Origin of the sequence: Allobosea sp. 117 (assembly GCF_000702305.1) — a bacterium.
Lineage (GTDB): Bacteria > Pseudomonadota > Alphaproteobacteria > Rhizobiales > Xanthobacteraceae > Ancylobacter.
Genome location: NZ_JNLC01000015.1, coordinates 23,474 through 41,044, shown reverse-complemented (window position 1 = coordinate 41,044; position 17,571 = coordinate 23,474). Strand labels below are relative to the sequence as shown.

Sequence of the window (17,571 nt, the reverse complement as noted above, 5' to 3'; positions counted from 1 at the left end):
GCACGCCGGCCGCCGCTTCGCGAAGCACGTTAGGGCGCCGCGCGCCGCCGCCCCATCGTCCGTTGGGCTGCCGAACTCATACTTGCGTGTGTAGGCAGATCGCTCACGCGATGCCGCCGAGGGCGGCGTCGAGGCAGGCGATCATCGCCTGGCCGTCGAAGGGCTTGCTCAGGAAGCCGACGGCCCCGCCGGCGGTGGCCTGCCGACGCACATGCTCTTCCGGAAAGGCGGTGATGAAGATCAGCGGCGTCCGGCAGCCGCCGGCGCGCAGCCGCGCCTGCAGCTCGAGCCCGCTCATGCCCGGCATCTGTACATCCGTAATGATGCAGTCGGCATCGAGCCGTCGCGGGGAGTGCAAAAACTCCTCGGCGGAAGCGAAGCTGCTGGTCTTGAGACCGAGCGATCGCACGAGGCTCGCCGTCGCGGTACGGACGGCGTCGTCATCGTCGATGATCGCGACCATCGCGTGGTGGCGCACGTCCTGAAACCCTTTCGCGGGAGCCGGGGCGCGCCGGGCGCGCGCCGCACTGTCCCGGGCTCCTGTATCGCTCCGCCGGCGCGCGGGCGGAATCATATCAAGGTTTGCTGCGTCTATCTTTTCGGCGCGCTGACGCCGAGCAGCTCGGCCATGCGCACCAGATCGGCCAGCGAACGGGCGCCCATCTTCCGCATGACGTGGCCGCGATGGATCTTCACGGTGATCTCGCTCAGGCCGATCTCGGCGGCCACCTGCTTGTTCATCAAACCGGAGGTGACAAGCGCCATCACCTCCTTCTCGCGGCCGGTGAGCGACTGGTGGCGCTCCTGTACGCCGGAGATCGCCTTGGCGGCCTCGCGCCGGGCGCGATCCTGCTCGACCGCGTTGGAGACCGCGTCGAGCAGGTCCTGGTCGCGGAACGGCTTGGTCAGGAAATCCACCGCACCCGCCTTCATCGCGCGCACGGACATCGGGATGTCGCCATAGCCGGTCATGAAGATGATCGGCATGTCGAGGTCGGAGCGGGCGAGCTGCGACTGGAAGTCGAGGCCGCTGACGCCGGGCAGCCTGATGTCCAGCACCATGCAGCGCGGCGCATCCGGCACCCTGGCCGCCAGCAGCTCGGACGCCGAGCCGAACAGAGCCACGTTGAGGCCGACCGAGCGGAACAGACTTGAGAGCGCCTCGCGCAGCGCGGCGTCGTCGTCGACGACGATGACGAGCGGCTGCAACGGTTCGGCGGGGGCGGCGGTGCGGCGCGTCGTCATGGTTGCGTTCACGGCATCGGTTCCTTCGCGGCGAGGTAAGTGGCGCGCCGGCGCGCTCGTCCCTCCCGGTTGCAGATGTCTCCAGACCGGGTGGCGGAAAGGCCGATGATAATGCGCCGAAGCGAAAGTCCCAGCCCCGGCCCTTCAGCCGCAGGCCGCGCCGGATTGCAGGCCGATGCGGCCGGTCGGGTGTGTGTAGATCGCTGGGCCATGGCGGTCTGCCGGTGGTTGGTATTCCGCATGTGGGATGCCGGACCTTAGCAATCGACCGGACGCCCGTGACGTATACGAAGGTATGGCGGAACCCAGATGAAGAGATGGGCCTGCCGGTGCCCAGTTCAGTTGCGCAGAGTGTGTCCCGGCTAAGCCCGCCAGAGGCGGAGCGCGGCGCGCAGCCGCCGCCACAGCCGCGCCGCCTCCTTCCTGAAGCCGTCGAGGCCCAGCCAGGCGACGACGCTACGGCGTACCGAGCTCGCGGTCTCGATCAGCCACGCCATCCACGCAATGGTCATGAGCTTCGCCTTGCCGGCCGAGAAGATGCGCTCGATCAGCACGAAGCTCACGAGATGCGCGACCACGAACAGCACCGTTCCGCCGCGCACCGATCCGCCGGCGATCCACACCAGCGCGACGAATTTCAGCGGCTCGACCACCGCGTAGGGCACCACAAGCAGCACCAGAACCGCATAGGCGGGCAGCCCCCCGACCCAGTGCTCGAACATCTGCATCAGCCGCAGCGCCGCGATGCGCCGGATCAGTGGGCGATAGAGCGGGCGTACCAGCTCGTCGAGCAGAATGACCAGCGCGCACAGGAGGCGGAAGGCGAAGCGCAGCGTGGCACGAAACGGATTGTGCCGGGGCGCGCCGGCGTGTCGGCTGGTCATGGGAACGGCGTCACTCCTTGCCTCCGTAGCTGATGGCGGCGGGCGGCGAATACCGATATGGGACGCATGGATCAATCATGCACTGCGGCACCCGCGCGCTCGGCGACCGGGCGCAGCGACAGCGAGGCGTTTCATGGAGTTCGCATCGGACAACACGGCGATGGTCCATCCAGCCATTCTCGCCGCCCTGAATGCGGCCAACGCCGGCACCGCCGCGTCCTACGGCGCCGACGATTGGACGCGGCGCGCGATGGCCCGCCTCGAAGAGGTGTTCGAGACGCGCATCCGTGGGTTCTTCGTCGGCACCGGCACCGCCGCCAATGCGCTCGCGCTTTCGGCGATCGCCTCGCCGGTCGGCACCGTGCTTTGCCATGGCGAGGCGCATATCAACACGGATGAGTGCGGTGCGCCCGAGCTCCTCACCGGCGGAGCGAAGCTCACGCCGGTCGAAGGCACCGGCTGCAAGGTCGATGTCGACACGCTCGACGGGGCGCTGCGTCCCTTCGTCCGGGGCTTCCACCAGCAGGCGCCGCAGGCGGTCTCGATCACCCAGGCGACCGAGCTCGGCATGGTCTACGAGGCGGAGGAGGTGGCGGCGATCGGCGCCTTCTGCCGCGCGCGTGGGCTGCGGCTGCACATGGACGGCGCGCGCTTCGCCAATGCGCTGGTCTCCACCGGCGCGAGCGCCGCCGATCTCACCTGGAAGGCCGGCGTCGACGTCATGTCGTTCGGTGCGACCAAGAACGGCGCCATGGGTGTCGAGGCCGTGGTCTTCTTCGACACGGCGCTCGCGGAGGCGTTCGAATACCGCGTCAAGCGCTCCGGCCACGTCGTCTCCAAGGGGCGCTTCCTCGGCGCGCAGATGCTGGCCTATCTCGAGGGCGATCTCTGGCTCGCCAATGCGCACCACGCCAATGCGATGGCGGACCGGCTCGCCGGCGGGCTTGTAGCCGTGGCCGGGGTCCGCCTCGCCCTTCCGGTGCAGGCGAACGAGGTGTTCGCGATCTTCCCCGCCGGGCTGCATGCCCGGCTCCAGGCCGCGGGCGCGCATTATTACGACTGGCCCGGCGAGCGGATCGGCGACGATGGACCGCGCGCGGGCGAGGTTCTGGTGCGTCTCGTCACCTCCTTCGCCACCCGGCCGGAGGAGATCGACAACCTGCTCGCCCATGCACGGGCGGAAGCCGCCTGATCCAGCGCATCAGTCGCTGCGGAACAGAGGATTGCGCTTCTCGATGAGGAAGCGCGCCATCTCCGCATCGAAATCCCAGCCGCCGGTCGGCGGGTAGGGTTTCATCATGTCCGGCGCGGCGAGATAGCTCTTCATGTAGAGCGCCACGGCGCCGGAATAGCGCTGGTAGTCGGCGCGGTGTCGCGTGAAGGCCGTGCCGTAGCCGTAGACCGCCATGACGAAGGCCCCGACGATGACGGCGAGCGGCAGCATCTCGGCGCGCCGGCGCTTCGGCAGGGCGTAAGCGACACCGTAGGCTCCGCAGATGGCGGGTAGCGCGTATTGCAGATGCCAGTTGGCAAGATATTCGCGCGACATGGCGATGGCGGCCACGGCACCGATTCCGAACAGGAAGAGCGCGAGCGGCAGGGCCACCGAGGCGAGCTGCCCGTTGCGGGCGGCCATGCCGGCGGCGACCAGCGCCGGCACCGCGATGAGCGCGCCGAGGAGGCTGCGGGGGTTGACGCCGAATTCGTAGATGGCGATCGGCGCGCTGACGATGGCTGTCCCGAGGGCGTCGAGCACATAGAAGGCGGTGCGGATTGGGTCGAGGATGCGTCCGGCGCCTCCCGAGAAGGCGGCGACCGCCACGACGAAGAGCGCGAGGCTGATGACGGCGAGCAGGAGCCGCTCGCGGCGCGGCAGTCGGTCGGAGGCGAGGAACATGACCGCGGCGGCCGGTAGTGCGAAGGCGGCGCCGGCGGACGAGCCGATGCCGAGGCCGATCAGCGCGAAGCCGCCCGACAGGCGAACCCATTGCCGCAGCGCTAGACCGCGCGCCGAATGCAGCACGGCGAGCCCCATCACGGCGAAGGCGACGGAAAAGCCCAGCGTGAACTGGAAGCCCCAGAGCAGCGGCACATAGACGGCGGGGCTGAACAGGACGACCGCGACCGGGAAGGCCGACGCCGTCGAGCGGGTGATGGTCAGCCGGAAGACCACGAGCACGGCGAAAAGCGCGAGCAGCGTCAGCGCGATGGTGGCACGGCTGTCGTAGTTGAACACCTCGGCGACCGGCAGATAGACCAGCGCCGGCACGAGGATGGGGTGGTCGTAGATGCGAAACGACATCGCCCCGAGGGCGCCGGACAGGCTATCGGACCGCTGCAGGATCATGGCGTTGCGCAGCAACAGCCATTCGTCGCTGGTCGGGTTGGGCAGGGCGTAGAGATAGACGAAGATCGCCGCCACCACGGCGGGGGCGACCAGCACGGCGTCGCGCGGTCCGAGTTTCATGAATGCGGCGCCGATAGGTGTTTTCGTGCGGCGCGCAATGTCGTCACAGAGGCTCTCATCCGTTGGCACGTCCCGGGAAATTGCAGGACGTGGATCGGAATGGAGCCGGTGCCGAGCGTCAAGTCTTCCCGGCTCGTTCCACACGGCAAACGAACGAACCGGCCCGACGGAGAACCGCCGGGCCGGAGCCTCGTCGAGGCGAGCTAGTGCTGGCCGCCTTTGCGGCCGGCCTCACGTGCACGGTCGGGATCGTTCTTGAAATTACCGGAGCCGCCGCGCTCGCCGCCGCCCTGCTGGCGGTTGTCACCACCGCTCTGGCTGTGCTGCGGCTGGTGGCTGTGTTCGCCACCCTTGCGGCCGGCTTCCCGGGCGCGTTCGCGGTCTTCGGCAAAATTGCCGGATCCGCCACGGTGCTCGTTCTGATTGGCCATATCGGATCTCCTCTTTGTCTCGCCCCCTAGAGTGAACGGCCGGCCGCCCGAACCGTTCCCGAGAAAATCCGCCTTGATCATCATGACCTTAGGTCATGGAAAAAGATGGGCCGGCATCGCAAGTTTCTCTCCGATGCCGGCCCCGGTCGTCAGTTGAACGCGCGCTTCACCTGCTGGGTCGGCGCGTTCTTGCCCTTGTAGAGCGGGTGGAAGATCGGTTCGAACAGCGAGTGGCCGGAATTCTGGCGCACCTGCTGGCGGCGGACCTTCTCATGCTCGATGCTGTCGCGGCGTTCGACGCTCGCGCCGAACTTCTTGTCGATCGGCGAGGCTGGCGACTGGGCGAATGCCACCGGGACCGAGGTGACGAGAATGGCTGCGGCGAGCGCCATGGAAAGAGACTTGCGGATCATAGTCGATCTCCCTGCGTTCATATGCACTTCAACGCCGCAGGGGCGATTTCGTTGCGTCAGATGCGGTCGCCGGTGCTTTTTTCGATCGGCGGCATGGGCCGGCCGCCCACCCGCACGGGGGAACGAACGGCGCCGGCCGGCATTGGTCGCAGACCTCATCCGGCCTTCAGGCCAATCGAGAAAGGCCCCTTCCATGCGTGATCCGCGACAGCTCGACCAGAACCCGGTGGTGATCGACCCCGCCAATGTCGATGCGGTTCTCAACGACCGACCGACGCCGGTGACCAGCCCGCGCAAGCCGCCGCTCGACGACATCGACGATGAGGATAGCCCGCGTCAGGATGGGGATGGGAACCCTGCGCCGGCCGGCGACGTACCCACCTTCGACGAGGCCGAAGCACCCGAACGGGTCGTCGACGAGATACCGGACGAGCCGGAACTCGATATTCCTTACGACGACGAAGAGAACTGACGGTCTGAACCAAAGCCGCTCATGCGCCCCGCCGCTTCATGGCTTCGGCCAGGGCGGCGCCGAGCGTGCCCTGCGCCGGCTCGTCGCGCCGTGCCGTCCTCGCCGGAGCCGCGGAGGACGCGGGCTTCGCTGCGCGCTCCTCGCGTGCCGGACGCGCGCCGGCATCCTTGCGCATGGATAGGGCAATGCGCTTGCGCGCGACATCGACCTCCAGCACCCGCACCTTCACCACGTCGCCGGCCTTCACGACCTCGTGCGCGTCCTTGATGAAGCGGTCGGCGAGCTGGGAGACGTGCACCAGCCCGTCCTGATGCACGCCGATGTCGACGAAGGCGCCGAAGGCCGCGACATTGGTCACCGTGCCTTCCAGCAGCATGCCGACCTTGAGCTGCTTGATGTCGTGCACCTCGTCGTTGAACGTGGCGGTGCGGAACTCCGGGCGCGGATCGCGGCCGGGCTTTTCCAGCTCGGCGATGATGTCGCGCACGGTCGGCAGGCCGAAGCGCTCGTCGACGAAGACGCGCGGATCGAGTGCCTTCAGCGCCGCGCTGTCACCCATCAGCGTGCGCAGGTCGCGGCCGCAGGCGGCGACGATCTTGGCCGCCACGCCATAGGCTTCCGGATGCACGGATGAGGCGTCGAGCGGTTCGGCGCCGTCGGGGATGCGCAGAAAGCCGGCGCATTGCTCGAAGGTCTTCGGCCCGAGTCGCGCCACCTTCAGGAGTTCCCGGCGCGAGGCGAAGCGGCCATTGGCGTCGCGATGGGCGATGATCGCCTCGGCGAGCGAGGTGCCGAGGCCGGAGACGCGGGCGAGCAGAGCGGCCGAGGCGGTGTTGAGATCGACGCCCACCGCGTTCACCGCGTCCTCGACTACCGCGTCGAGGGCGCGGGCGAGGCGGTACTGGTCGACATCGTGCTGGTATTGCCCGACGCCGATCGACTTCGGCTCGATCTTCACCAGTTCGGCGAGCGGGTCCTGCAGGCGACGGGCGATCGACACCGCGCCGCGCAGCGAGACGTCGAGGTTGGGGAACTCGGTGGCGGCGGTCTCGGAGGCCGAATAGACCGAGGCGCCGGCCTCGCTGACCACGACCTTGATCGGGCGCGCCTCCGCCGGCAGGGCGGCGATCAGTTCCGCCGACAGCCGGTCGGTCTCACGGCTCGCCGTCCCATTGCCGATGGCGATGAGCTCGACCCTGTGCCGGGCGACCAGCGCCCGCAGTACGGCGAGCGCGCCCTGAACATCGTTCTTCGGCTGGAAGGGATAGACTGTGGCGGTGTCGAGCAGCTTGCCGGTGGCGTCCACCACCGCCACCTTCACTCCCGTGCGGATGCCGGGATCGAGCCCCATGGTGGCGCGCGAGCCGGCCGGGGCGGCGAGCAGCAGGTCCTTCAGATTGCGGGCGAAGACGCGGATCGCTTCCTCCTCGGCGCGCTCGCGCAGCTCGGTCATCAGGTCGACCGAGAGGTTGAGCGAGAGACGCACCCGCCAGGCCCAGCGGGCGACCTCCATCAGCCAGGCGTCGCCCGGCCCGCCGGCGGCGCTGATAGCGTAGGCTTCCGCTATGATCCGCTCGACCGGCTTAACCGGGGCGGGATTGTCGGCGTCGACCTCGATGTCGACGGTCAGCACGTCCTCGTTGCGCCCGCGCAGCATGGCGAGCGCGCGGTGGCTCGGGGTGCCGGACCAGCGTTCCGTATGGTCGAAATAATCGGCGAACTTTGCGCCGGCCTCCCGCTTGCCGTCGACGACGCGGGCGCGGAGCATGGCGTGCTCCTTCATATAGGCGCGCAGCTTGCCGAGCAGGTCGGCATTCTCGGCAAAGCTCTCGACGAGGATGTCGCGGGCGCCGTCGAGCGCCGTCTTCGCGTCCGGCACCTCGTCGGAAAGATAAGCCGCCGCAAGCTCCTGCGGGGAGGCGCGACGGTCGGCGAGGATCGCCTCGGCGAGCGGCCCGAGGCCACGCTCGCGGGCGATCTCGGCACGGGTGCGGCGCTTCGGCTTGAAGGGCAGGTAGATATCCTCGAGCTCCGCCTTTGTGGTGACGGCGAGAATCTTGGCCTCCAGCTCGTCGGTGAGCTTGTCCTGCGAGCGGATCGATTCCAGCACAGCGGCGCGTCGCGCCTCCAGCTCGCGCAGATAGACGAGGCGCTCTTCCAGCCGGCGGAGCTGGGTGTCGTCGAGGCCGCCGGTCACTTCCTTGCGGTAGCGCGCGATGAAGGGCACGGTCGCGCCCTCGTCGAGAAGCTCAACCGCGGCAATGACTTGTGCCGGCCGGGCGGCGATCTCGGCGGCGATGATGCCGGCGATGGCGGCGTTCTTCTGCGCGTCGGCGGTGGCCATTCCAGCCTCGGGAATCGTTGCGGGGCGGCGACCTTAAGGGCATGCCGGCAGGCTGCCAACGCCACCATGGCGGCGCATCGACAGGTACTTGAAAGATCAGACGATTTTTATCGAAGGGGAGCCCGCAACGGCGCGTCCGACTACCGTGGCGGCGGGAAAGCCGGCCGTTCTGATCTCATCGACGAGGCGCTCCGCCGCCTCGGGCGCGCAGGCGACGAGCAGCCCGCCCGAGGTCTGCGGATCGGTGAGAAGATGCCGCTGCCAGTCCGGCAGGCCGTCCGGCAGGGTGACCGCCTCACCATAGCTCGCCCAGTTGCGGTGCGAGGCGCCGGTGACGAAACCGGCCTGCGCCAGCTCGGCGGCGCGCGAGAGGAAGGGCAGGCGGTCGAGGTCGAGCTCGATCGCCAGGCCGGATCCGCGCGCGACCTCAAGGCCATGGCCGAGAATGCCGAAGCCGGTGACGTCGGTCACAGCGTGCACCTCGGGGTTCTTGCCGAGGGCGGTGCCAACGCGGTTGAGCAGGGTCATGGAGCCGACCATCTCTGCATAGGCGCCCTCGGGAAGCGCCTCCTTCTTGAAGGCGGCGGAATAGACACCTACCCCCAGTGCCTTGGTCAGGATCAGCGCATCGCCGGGGCGGGCCTCGCTGTTCTTCCGGATGTTCTCGGATCTTGCGGTGCCGATGACGGCGAGGCCGTACACCGGCTCGGGACAGTCGATGGAATGGCCGCCCGCCACCGGAATGCCGGCCTCGGCGCAGATCGAAGCGCCGCCTTTGAGGATCTCGCGCACCATGGATGTCTCGATGCGACCCAGCGGCATGCCGAGGATCGCCAGCGCCATCAGCGGCCTGCCGCCCATGGCGTAGACGTCCGAGATGGCGTTGGTGGCGGCGATGCGGCCGAAGTCGAAGGCATCGTCCACCATCGGCATGAAGAAGTCGGTGGTGGCGATGATGCAGGTCTCCTCGTCGAGCTGCCAGACGGCGGCGTCGTCGCCGGTCTCGGTGCCGACCAGAAGGCGCTCGAACGGACCGCCGGGCGGTTGTTCCGCAAGGAGCTCCCGCAGCACGGAGGGCGCCAGCTTGCAGCCGCAGCCGCCGCCATGGGCAAGGCTGGTGAGGCGGAAGGGCGCGGCGTCGTTCGGCTTGTCGAGCATGGCAGGGGTCCTTGTACAAGCGTCATCCCGGAGGGCCCCGAGGACGCTCCGGGATAACCAAGAGGCGATACCGCCGTTCAGGCGGTGATCTCCGCCGACTTGATCACGTATTTGAAGGTGTCGGGATCGAGGCAGTCGAGCCGCGCCGCCGCCACCTCGGCCTGCGGATACATCAGGAAGCCGAGCTTCGGTCCCGAAGAGCCGGGCAGGGCGATGTCGTGGCCGTCATTGTAGGCGAGCCAGTTGCCTTCCCACGCGCCGAACAGCGCCTTGCGGGCCGCGATCACCTTGGCGTCGTCGATGGCGAGCTTGCCCGGCGGCTCCTCCAGCACGACCTTGCGCACGTCGGCCGGGTCGACCGGCACCCAACCATGGGCTTCCAGCCAGACCTCGGCGCGGCAGTGCTGCGCCTTGCTTACCACCTGCGCGTTGGCGCCGAGGCTCTTGTAGCCGAACTTCGAGGGAGCGACGCGCAGGCCGTAGAGGTCGCGGGCCGGGATGCCGGCGGCGCGGGCGAGGCCGACATAGAGCGCGTTGAGATCGGCGCATTTGCCGCCGAGATTGCCGCTGTTGAGCAGCGAGGCGATGTCGCCGGTGCCGCAGCCCCGCGTGGCGGCGTTGCGATAGGTGTTCTCGACCACCCATTCATAGATGGCGCGGGCCTTCTCCACGTCTGTGGTCTTGCCGGCGACGATCTTGTCGGAGGTCGTCTTCACGATGCCGTCGACCGGGATGAGGTCGGTTGCCTTGAGGAACAGCGCGCGCTCGGCGGCGGAGAGCGGCGCGACCGTGCCGGGCTTGGCGAAATCGGTCGCGCGGTCGCGGGTGGCGAATTTCGAGGTGATCTCGACGACCGGGGCGGCCTCGCCGTCCTTCCAGGTCACATGCAGCATCTCGGCGCCGTAATGCGGGTCGCGCACCACCTCGGCGTTCGCCGCATTGGTGGTCCATGTCGAGCCGGCCGGCTTGAACCAGTCGTCGGCGCGGAAGGCGGGGAGCGGCACCCAGGCCTGGGCCGGGCCGGACTTGCCAGCGGGCGGTGCCACCTCGAGGCGCGTGACCACCTCGAAATTGCGCCAGGGGCCTGGCTTGGGGGCGAAGACCACGGCGCCGTCCGCGGCGCCGGCGGCCGCTTGCGCGAAGGCGTGGTGCGGCACGGCGAGGGCGGCGGCAAAGGCAGCGCCGGCTTTGAGAACGTCGCGTCGGCTGGTCATTGTGGCTGGCTCCCGGTCTCGGTGTGTTCAGGCGGCAGGACATCGTTGGAGGCGGGCGCCGCGCCGTCCATGAGGCGCCCGAGGATGCGGTCGACGGCCGGATCGTCCCAGTCGACGGGGCCGGCTGCGAAGAGGCGAATGGCATGGGTGCCGTCGAGCACGAAGGTCGAGGGGAAGGCGTCGACCTTCCACGCCTTCATGGCGGCGCGGCTCTCGTCCAGCAGGATGGGGAAGGGCACCGGGGCGGCCTCGAAGAAGCGCCGCACCCGCACCTCCACCTCGCCGACATCGATGGCGAGGATGGCGAATCGGCGCCCTTCCATGCGGCGGCTGAGACGCGACAGGCCCGCCATCTCGTCCCGGCACGGCTCGCACCATGTCGCGAAGAAGTGAACCACGACGACGCGGCCGGCGGCGTCCGCGAGGCTCCTCGCGCCGTGATCGAGCGTCGGCAGGGCTATGGCAGGAGCCGGAGTGCCGGCCGGAAAGGGCGGGTCGATCGCGCCGCGCGCGGTCTTCACGTCGGCCAGAAGCACAGCGGACAGCGCGGCTAGGCCGGCAGAACCCGCCAGAATCGTTCGGAATCGGTCGCCGGGGCCCCGTCCCGCGGGAGCCGTCCATGTATCCACGCGTCGATTGTTGGATCGGTCTTCCCGCCACGTCAATCCGGCCAAATCTTCCCTAAAGTAAGCTCGCTGTATCCATGTGGGAATAGCGCCTCGAATCTTGTGCGCTGCAACAGCAGAAGCGATTGGAAATTCAAGAATTTTTGCGCGCAATCATGCTTTCGTTTGTTTGACATTGGAGGACCTAAAAAATAGCCTTCCGGAATGACCGTCCCCCGTGCGGGGCACCCATTCATCGAGCGTTCTCGGGAGGAACTGGGATGAACATGGAGCTCTCGCGCCGCGCATTCCTGCGCGTGTCGGGAGCAGGTATCGCGGGCACCAGTCTCGGAGCCATGGGCTTCGGCGATGTGGAAGAGGCGCAAGCCGCCGCCATCAAGCCGTTCCGCCTCGTGAACACCACCGAGACCCGCAACACCTGCACCTATTGCTCGGTCGCGTGCGGCATCATCATCTATTCGAAGGGCGACCTGAAGAAGGGTGAGAAGGCCGACATCGTCCATATCGAGGGCGACAGCGACCATCCGACGAATCGCGGCACGCTGTGCCCGAAGGGCGCAGCCCTCCTCGACATCGTGAAGGCGAAGACCCGCCTGACCGAGCCGATGGTCCGCCGCGCTGGCTCCGACACGTTCGAGCCGATCTCCTGGGACGAGGCGATGGACAAGATCGCCCGCGCCATGAAGGCGGATCGCGATGCGAACTTCGTCGCCGCCAACAAGGACGGCACGCCGGTGAACCGGTGGACCACCACCGGCTTCTTGGCCGCCTCCGCAACGACGAATGAGACCGCGTGGTGCACGTACAAGGTCGTGCGCTCCACCGGCATGTTGGTGTTCGACAACCAAGCGCGTGTCTGACACGGCCCCACGGTGTCCAGTTTGGGCCCAACATTCGGCCGTGGCGCGATGACCAACTCGTGGACCGATATTCGGAACACGGACCTTGTCGTCATCATGGGTGGAAACGCCGCCGAGGCGCACCCGTGCGGATTCAAATGGGTCACGGAGGCGAAGGCCAACCGTGGCGCGAAGCTCGTCGTCGTCGATCCGCGCTTCACGCGGTCCGCGGCGGTGGCGGATTATTACGCGCCGATCCGGCAGGGCACCGACATCGCCTTCCTCAACGGCGTGATCAATTACTGCATCCAGAACAACAAGGTGCAGTGGGACTATGTGAAGGCGTTCACCAACGCCGCCTACATCGTCAAGGAGGGCTTCGCCTACAAGGACGGGCTGTTCACCGGCTATGACGAGACCAAGCGGGACTATGACCGCTCGACGTGGGACTACGTGATCGGCGAGGACGGCTTCGCGGTCGTCGACCCGACCTTCGAGAACCCGCGCTGCGTCTGGAACCTGCTCAAGGAACACGTCTCGATCTACACGCCCGAGATGGTCTCGCGCATCACCGGCACGCCGAAGGACAAGTTCCTGAAGGTGTGCGAGATGATCGCCGAGTGCTCGTCGCCGACCAAGACGATGACGTCCATGTACGCGCTCGGATGGACCCAGCACTCCAAGGGGTCGCAGAACATCCGCACCATGGCGATGCTGCAGCTCATCCTCGGCAATATCGGGGTGCGCGGCGGCGGCATGAACGCGCTGCGCGGGCATTCCAACATCCAGGGACTGACCGACATCGGCCTGATGTCGAACCTGATCCCCGGCTACATGAACATCCCGACCGAGCGGGAGAAGGACTTCACCACCTACATGTCGACCCGCGGCTTCAAGCCGCTGCGGCCGAACCAGATGAGCTACTGGCAGAACTACCGGAAGTTCTTCGTCAGCTTCATGAAGCAGATGTGGGGCCCCGCCGCCACCAAGGAGAACGACTGGGCCTACGCCTATCTGCCGAAGCTGGACGTTCCTTCCTATGACGTCCTGCGTGCGTTCGAGCTGATGCACCAGGGCAAGATGAACGTCTATTTCTGCCAGGGCTTCAACCCGCTGCAGGCCTTCCCGAACAAGGCGAAGCTCGCCGAATCGCTGGCCAAGCTGAAGCTGCTCGTCATCATGGATCCGCTCCAGACCGAGACGGCGCGCTTCTGGGAGAACCACGGCGTCTACAACCAGGCCGATCCGTCCACCATCCAGACGGAAGTGATCCAGCTACCCACCACCTGCTTCGCGGAGGACGAGGGCTCGCTGGTCAATTCCGGACGCTGGCTGCAGTGGCACTGGGCGGCGGGCTCGCCTCCCGGCACGGCGAAGACCGACGTGTGGATCATGTCGCAGATCCACCTCCGGCTGAAGGAGCTCTACCGCAAGGAGGGCGGGGCGTTCCCCGACCCGATCCTCAACCTGAACTGGAGCTACAAGGACCCGCACGAGCCCTCGCCGGCCGAGCTGGCGAAGGAGATGAACGGTTCGGCACTCACCGACGTGTTCGATCCCAACGATCCGACCAAGAAGGTGCTGGAGGCCGGCAAGCAGCTCGCCGGCTTCGCGGCGCTGCGTGATGACGGCACCACCGCGTGCGGGAACTGGATCTATTCCGGCTCCTTTACCGAGGCCGGCAACATGATGGCGCGGCGGGACAATTCGGACCCGGACGACACCGGGGCCTATCCGAAGTGGACCTGGGCATGGCCGGCCAACCGGCGCATCCTCTACAACCGCGCCTCCTGCGACATCGACGGCAAGCCGTGGGACCCCACGCGCAAGCTGATCGAGTGGGACGGGTCGAAATGGGCCGGCTACGACGTGCCGGACATCGCCCCCACCGCCAAGCCGCAGGATGTCGGGCCGTTCATCATGAACCCCGAGGGCGTCTCCCGCCTGTTCGCCCGCGGCATGATGCGCGAGGGGCCGTTCCCGGTGCATTACGAGCCGTTCGAGAGCCCGGTCGCCAACGTCATCGCCCCGAAGATCAAGGGCAATCCGGTGGCGCGCGTGTTCAAGGACGACCTCGCGCAGTTCGCCGAGACGGCGTCGCCCGAGTTCCCCTATCCGGCGACCTCGTACCGGCTGACCGAGCACTTCCACTACTGGACCAAGAACAACCACGTGAACGCGGTGCTGCAGCCCGAGTTCTTCGTCGAGCTCTCCGAGGAGCTGGCGAAGGAGAAGGGCATCGCGAACGGTGGCTGGGTCCGGGTGTGGTCGAAGCGCGGCTCGGTGTTCGCCAAGGCGATGGTGACGAAGCGCATCCGGCCGATGACGGTGGACGGCAAGACCGTCCACGTGATCGGCATCCCCATCCATTGGGGCTTCATCGGTGCCGCCAAGAAGGGCTTCGGCGCCAATGTGCTGACGCCCTATGTCGGCGACGCCAACATCGAGACGCCTGAATACAAGGCGTTCCTGGTCAATATCGAGCCCTCGACCGGGCCGGTGGCATAGGAGGAGATGGACCCATGTTTCCTCCCATTCCCAACCCTCCGGTCACGCCGACCCCGCCGAAATTCGGCGAGGCCGACCTCATCCGGCGCTCGGCATCGAGCGTCCCGCAGCCGGCGCAGCACCTCACCGAGGTGGCGAAGCTCATCGACGTGTCGAAGTGCATCGGCTGCAAGGCCTGCCAGGCCGCGTGCCTGGAATGGAACCAACTGCACGAGGAGATCGGCATCAATGTCGGGTCCTACACCAATCCGCCGGACCTGACGGAGAACACCTTCACCCTGATGCGCTTCACCGAGTGGGTGAACCCCGAGACCGACAATCTCGAATGGCTCATCCGCAAGGACGGCTGCATGCATTGCGCCGATCCGGGCTGCCTCAAGGCCTGCCCGTCACCCGGCGCCATCGTGCAGTATTCCAACGGCATCGTGGATTTCGTCCACGAGAACTGCATCGGCTGCGGCTACTGCATCAAGGGCTGCCCGTTCAACATCCCGCGCATCTCCAAGGTCGACCACACCGCCTACAAGTGCACGCTCTGCTCCGACCGCGTCGCGGTCGGTCAGGGCCCGGCCTGCCAGAAGGCCTGCCCGACCCAGGCGATCGTGTTCGGCACCAAGGAGGAGATGAAGGGCTGGGCCGACGGGCGCATCAAGGACCTGAAGTCGCGCGGCTATGCCAATGCGGGGCTCTACGATCCGCCGGGGGTGGGCGGCACGCACGTCATGTATGTGCTGCAGCACGCCGACAAGCCGTCGATCTATGCCGGCCTGCCGGACAATCCGCGGATCTCGCCGATCGTCGAGACCTGGAAGGGCGTGACCAAATATGTCGGTCTCGCCGTCATGGGTTTCGCGGCGGCGGCAGGCTTCGTCCACTACCTCGTCGCCGGCCCGAACAAGGTCACCGAGGAGGATGAGGAGAACGCCGAGCGGCTGACGGAAGGCACGGCGCCGCCGCCCGCCGACCCGGCGCAACCGCAGGGGCATGCGTGATGACCCGTGGGATCGCCAGGATGGTCCTTGTCAGGATGATCGCCGGGGGGCCGGCGCGCGCGTTCCGCCGCGCCGGCGCGCAACGTCGAAACACGGGAGGCCGCCATGTGTCCTTCTGACGACAGAGAGGCCCTGCCCGAAGACATCGAGCCGGGCGACGAGGTACACCCCGGCAAGCCAGTCATCGTCGATCGCTACACCGTCGGCGCGCGGATCAACCACTGGATCACCGCGACCAGCCTCGTGCTGCTCGCGCTGTCCGGCCTCGCGCTGTTCACGCCCTACCTGTTCTTCCTCACCGGGCTGTTCGGCGGCGGACAATGGACACGGGCGATCCATCCGTGGATCGGCGTCGTGCTGTTCTTCTCCTTCTCCGGCCTGTTCTTCCGCTTCTGGCGGGCAAACCTGCCGGCGCGGGAGGACGCGACCTGGGTGGCGCATTCGGCCGACCTTCTGGCCGGCCGCGAGGAGAAGATGCCGGAGGTCGGCAAGTACAATGCCGGCCAGAAGGGCGTCTTCTGGGGCATGTCGATCCTGATCATCATCCTGATCGCCAGCGGCGTGGTGATGTGGGACCAGTATTTCTACCCCTACACCTCGATCGAGCAGAAGCGCATCGCCATCCTCGTGCATTCGGTGGCGGCGGTGGTGATCATCTGCGTGTGGATCATCCACGTCTATGCGGCGATCTGGGTGAAGGGCACGATCGGCGCCATGACCCGCGGCCAGGTGACCGGCGGCTGGGCGTGGCGGCACCACCGCAAATGGTTGCGCGAGCTGGTGCACCGCCCGAAGCGCCACACGCCGGCGGAGTGAGCCGGCGCGGTGTCGCAGTGGACGCCGCCTGAAAACGGTCATGGCCGGGCTTGACCCGGCCATCCACGTCTTGCCCGCCTGGTGAAGGCGTGGATGCCCGGCACAGGGCCGGGCATGACATTGCCGGAGCGCCTAAGGACGATCCCGGCCCTGCACGCTTGCGCGCTGCGGCCGGGATGACGATGTGAACAGAGCGTGCGTCCCGGTTCCTTTGAGTCCACGTGGCCCGTGCGGTTCGTGAGGTGAATGATGTCGAGCAGTCCTCTTCCCGACCCCAGCATGATCGGCGGCGTGACCACCCCGCCCTTCGTGCGGCTTCCCGATCCCCCCACCCTGTTCGAGGCCCGCGCCCGGCGGCTGGAGGAGCTCGCCGCCGCCAGCGAGATGGGGCCGTATCTCCATTTCCTCGCCGGCCTCGTGCGCGCTCAGCACGCGATACTCGGCGAGCTTCCCGGGCCGGAACTGCCGGACGCGGAGACGCTGGAGCGTGCCCGCACGCATGAGATGCCGCCGCTCGACCGCTCGCGCTTCTCCTCCGACGAGGTAGTCGAGACCACGCTGGACCGGCTGTTCGAGGCGGCGAAGGCGGTGCCGAAGCCGGCCATGGCGGGGGCCGCGCTGGCCCGGGTCGCGACGGCGGATGCGGCGGTGCGCGCCGAGATGGTGGCTAACGTGCTCGCCAATGCGCTGCCCGTCGAGGTGCTGGCCGAGCACGTCTATGTCGCCGCCGCGCTGCAGGTGCATTTCGCCCGCCTTGCGGCGCGGCTCGACGGCGGCCGGCTGGTGTCGGTCGGCGACGGCGTCTGCCCGGCCTGCGGCGGCCCGCCGGTGGCCTCGCTGATCGTCGAATGGCCGAACGCGCATGGCAGCCGCTACTGCGCCTGCGCGCTGTGCGGCACGCTGTGGAACTTTGTGCGCATACGCTGCGTCTCCTGCGGCTCCACCAAGGGCATCGGCTATCAGGAGGTCGAGGGCGGTGCCGGCACCATCAAGGCCGAGACCTGCGACGAGTGCCGCACCTATGTGAAGGTGCTCTACCAGAACAAGGACATGCGACTGGAGCCGGTGGCCGACGATGTCGGCAGCCTCGGCCTCGATCTGAAGATGGCCGAGGGGCCGTACCGGCGCGCCGCCTTCGATCCGTTCCTGCTCGGCTATTGAG

16 protein-coding genes are annotated in these 17,571 nt (G+C 67.6%); 6 read left to right on the top strand and 10 right to left on the bottom strand.

Annotation, left to right across the window (positions count from 1 at the left end; translation table 11 throughout):
- Positions 1-103: 103 nt before the first annotated feature.
- From U742_RS0115120 to U742_RS0115110, 3 genes are all read right to left on the bottom strand, one after another.
- Positions 104-574: a response regulator transcription factor gene (locus tag U742_RS0115120; protein WP_348981015.1), complete on the bottom strand. Its 471-nt coding sequence runs from the start codon at positions 572-574 to the stop codon at positions 104-106.
- A gap of 17 nt (positions 575-591) precedes the next feature.
- Positions 592-1,245 (bottom strand): response regulator transcription factor, encoded by a 654-nt coding sequence (locus U742_RS0115115; protein WP_029354462.1) that lies wholly within the window; start codon positions 1,243-1,245, stop codon positions 592-594.
- Positions 1,246-1,607: 362 nt separating this feature from the next.
- A complete protein-coding gene (locus U742_RS0115110) occupies positions 1,608-2,129 on the bottom strand; it encodes a hypothetical protein (protein ID WP_197028270.1) in 522 nt (173 codons plus the stop codon).
- A gap of 133 nt (positions 2,130-2,262) precedes the next feature.
- Between U742_RS0115110 and U742_RS0115105 the strand changes: the two genes are divergently transcribed.
- Complete coding sequence (locus U742_RS0115105; protein ID WP_029354459.1) at positions 2,263-3,321, top strand: threonine aldolase family protein; 1,059 nt, start codon at positions 2,263-2,265, stop codon at positions 3,319-3,321.
- Between the two features lie 9 nt (positions 3,322-3,330).
- Here U742_RS0115105 and U742_RS0115100 read toward each other — a convergent pair whose 3' ends face one another.
- The 3 genes from U742_RS0115100 to U742_RS0115090 all read right to left on the bottom strand — a co-directional run bounded on the left by U742_RS0115100 (position 3,331) and on the right by U742_RS0115090 (position 5,440).
- Complete coding sequence (locus U742_RS0115100; protein ID WP_029354457.1) at positions 3,331-4,596, bottom strand: hypothetical protein; 1,266 nt, start codon at positions 4,594-4,596, stop codon at positions 3,331-3,333.
- A gap of 203 nt (positions 4,597-4,799) precedes the next feature.
- Complete coding sequence (locus tag U742_RS0115095; protein WP_029354455.1) at positions 4,800-5,027, bottom strand: con-10 family general stress protein; 228 nt, start codon at positions 5,025-5,027, stop codon at positions 4,800-4,802.
- Between the two features lie 149 nt (positions 5,028-5,176).
- Positions 5,177-5,440: a hypothetical protein gene (locus tag U742_RS0115090; protein WP_029354453.1), complete on the bottom strand. Its 264-nt coding sequence runs from the start codon at positions 5,438-5,440 to the stop codon at positions 5,177-5,179.
- 193 nt (positions 5,441-5,633) lie between these two features.
- Here U742_RS0115090 and U742_RS22605 point away from each other — a divergent pair, with 193 nt between their 5' ends.
- A complete protein-coding gene (locus U742_RS22605) occupies positions 5,634-5,912 on the top strand; it encodes a hypothetical protein (protein WP_051661221.1) in 279 nt (92 codons plus the stop codon).
- A gap of 19 nt (positions 5,913-5,931) precedes the next feature.
- Here the strand turns inward: U742_RS22605 and U742_RS0115075 are convergent, their stop codons facing one another.
- From U742_RS0115075 to U742_RS22130, 4 genes are all read right to left on the bottom strand, one after another.
- Entirely contained in the window at positions 5,932-8,256 is a 2,325-nt protein-coding gene (locus tag U742_RS0115075; RefSeq protein WP_029354448.1) for a Tex family protein, read from the bottom strand.
- Between the two features lie 96 nt (positions 8,257-8,352).
- On the bottom strand, positions 8,353-9,414 hold the full coding sequence (gene selD / locus U742_RS0115070; RefSeq protein WP_029354444.1) for a selenide, water dikinase SelD: 1,062 nt from the start codon (positions 9,412-9,414) through the stop codon (positions 8,353-8,355).
- Positions 9,415-9,491: 77 nt separating this feature from the next.
- The gene (locus tag U742_RS0115065) at positions 9,492-10,628 is read right to left on the bottom strand and encodes a transglutaminase-like domain-containing protein (protein ID WP_029354442.1); all 1,137 of its coding nucleotides are present in this window, start codon (positions 10,626-10,628) and stop codon (positions 9,492-9,494) included.
- Positions 10,625-11,164: a TlpA family protein disulfide reductase gene (locus U742_RS22130; RefSeq protein ID WP_051661220.1), complete on the bottom strand. Its 540-nt coding sequence runs from the start codon at positions 11,162-11,164 to the stop codon at positions 10,625-10,627. Before U742_RS22130 ends, U742_RS0115065 begins: the two co-directional genes overlap by 4 nt.
- Before the next feature lie 350 nt (positions 11,165-11,514).
- Here U742_RS22130 and fdnG point away from each other — a divergent pair, with 350 nt between their 5' ends.
- From fdnG to fdhE, 4 genes are all read left to right on the top strand, one after another.
- Positions 11,515-14,601 (top strand): formate dehydrogenase-N subunit alpha, encoded by a 3,087-nt coding sequence (gene fdnG, locus U742_RS0115050; RefSeq protein WP_081853029.1) that lies wholly within the window; start codon positions 11,515-11,517, stop codon positions 14,599-14,601.
- Positions 14,602-14,615: 14 nt separating this feature from the next.
- Positions 14,616-15,593, top strand: coding sequence for a formate dehydrogenase subunit beta (fdxH, locus tag U742_RS0115045; protein WP_029354432.1), 978 nt, complete (start codon positions 14,616-14,618; stop codon positions 15,591-15,593).
- Positions 15,594-15,698: 105 nt separating this feature from the next.
- Entirely contained in the window at positions 15,699-16,409 is a 711-nt protein-coding gene (locus U742_RS0115040; RefSeq protein ID WP_081853028.1) for a formate dehydrogenase subunit gamma, read from the top strand.
- A gap of 249 nt (positions 16,410-16,658) precedes the next feature.
- Positions 16,659-17,570, top strand: coding sequence for a formate dehydrogenase accessory protein FdhE (gene fdhE / locus U742_RS0115035; protein ID WP_029354428.1), 912 nt, complete (start codon positions 16,659-16,661; stop codon positions 17,568-17,570).
- Position 17,571 lies beyond the last annotated feature (1 nt).

Excerpts from the sequence above, each read along its gene's own strand:
- U742_RS0115120 (WP_348981015.1), bottom strand. The coding sequence starts at position 574 with ATGATTCCGCCCGCGCGCCGGCGGAGCGATACAGGAGCCCGGGACAGT.
- U742_RS0115115 (WP_029354462.1), bottom strand. The coding sequence starts at position 1,245 with ATGACGACGCGCCGCACCGCCGCCCCCGCCGAACCGTTGCAGCCGCTC.
- U742_RS0115110 (WP_197028270.1), bottom strand. The coding sequence starts at position 2,129 with ATGACCAGCCGACACGCCGGCGCGCCCCGGCACAATCCGTTTCGTGCC.
- U742_RS0115105 (WP_029354459.1), top strand. The coding sequence starts at position 2,263 with ATGGAGTTCGCATCGGACAACACGGCGATGGTCCATCCAGCCATTCTC.
- U742_RS0115100 (WP_029354457.1), bottom strand. The coding sequence starts at position 4,596 with ATGAAACTCGGACCGCGCGACGCCGTGCTGGTCGCCCCCGCCGTGGTG.
- U742_RS0115095 (WP_029354455.1), bottom strand. The coding sequence starts at position 5,027 with ATGGCCAATCAGAACGAGCACCGTGGCGGATCCGGCAATTTTGCCGAA.
- U742_RS0115090 (WP_029354453.1), bottom strand. The coding sequence starts at position 5,440 with ATGATCCGCAAGTCTCTTTCCATGGCGCTCGCCGCAGCCATTCTCGTC.
- U742_RS22605 (WP_051661221.1), top strand. The coding sequence starts at position 5,634 with ATGCGTGATCCGCGACAGCTCGACCAGAACCCGGTGGTGATCGACCCC.
- U742_RS0115075 (WP_029354448.1), bottom strand. The coding sequence starts at position 8,256 with ATGGCCACCGCCGACGCGCAGAAGAACGCCGCCATCGCCGGCATCATC.
- selD (WP_029354444.1), bottom strand. The coding sequence starts at position 9,414 with ATGCTCGACAAGCCGAACGACGCCGCGCCCTTCCGCCTCACCAGCCTT.
- U742_RS0115065 (WP_029354442.1), bottom strand. The coding sequence starts at position 10,628 with ATGACCAGCCGACGCGACGTTCTCAAAGCCGGCGCTGCCTTTGCCGCC.
- fdxH (WP_029354432.1), top strand. The coding sequence starts at position 14,616 with ATGTTTCCTCCCATTCCCAACCCTCCGGTCACGCCGACCCCGCCGAAA.
- U742_RS0115040 (WP_081853028.1), top strand. The coding sequence starts at position 15,699 with ATGTGTCCTTCTGACGACAGAGAGGCCCTGCCCGAAGACATCGAGCCG.
- fdhE (WP_029354428.1), top strand. The coding sequence starts at position 16,659 with ATGTCGAGCAGTCCTCTTCCCGACCCCAGCATGATCGGCGGCGTGACC.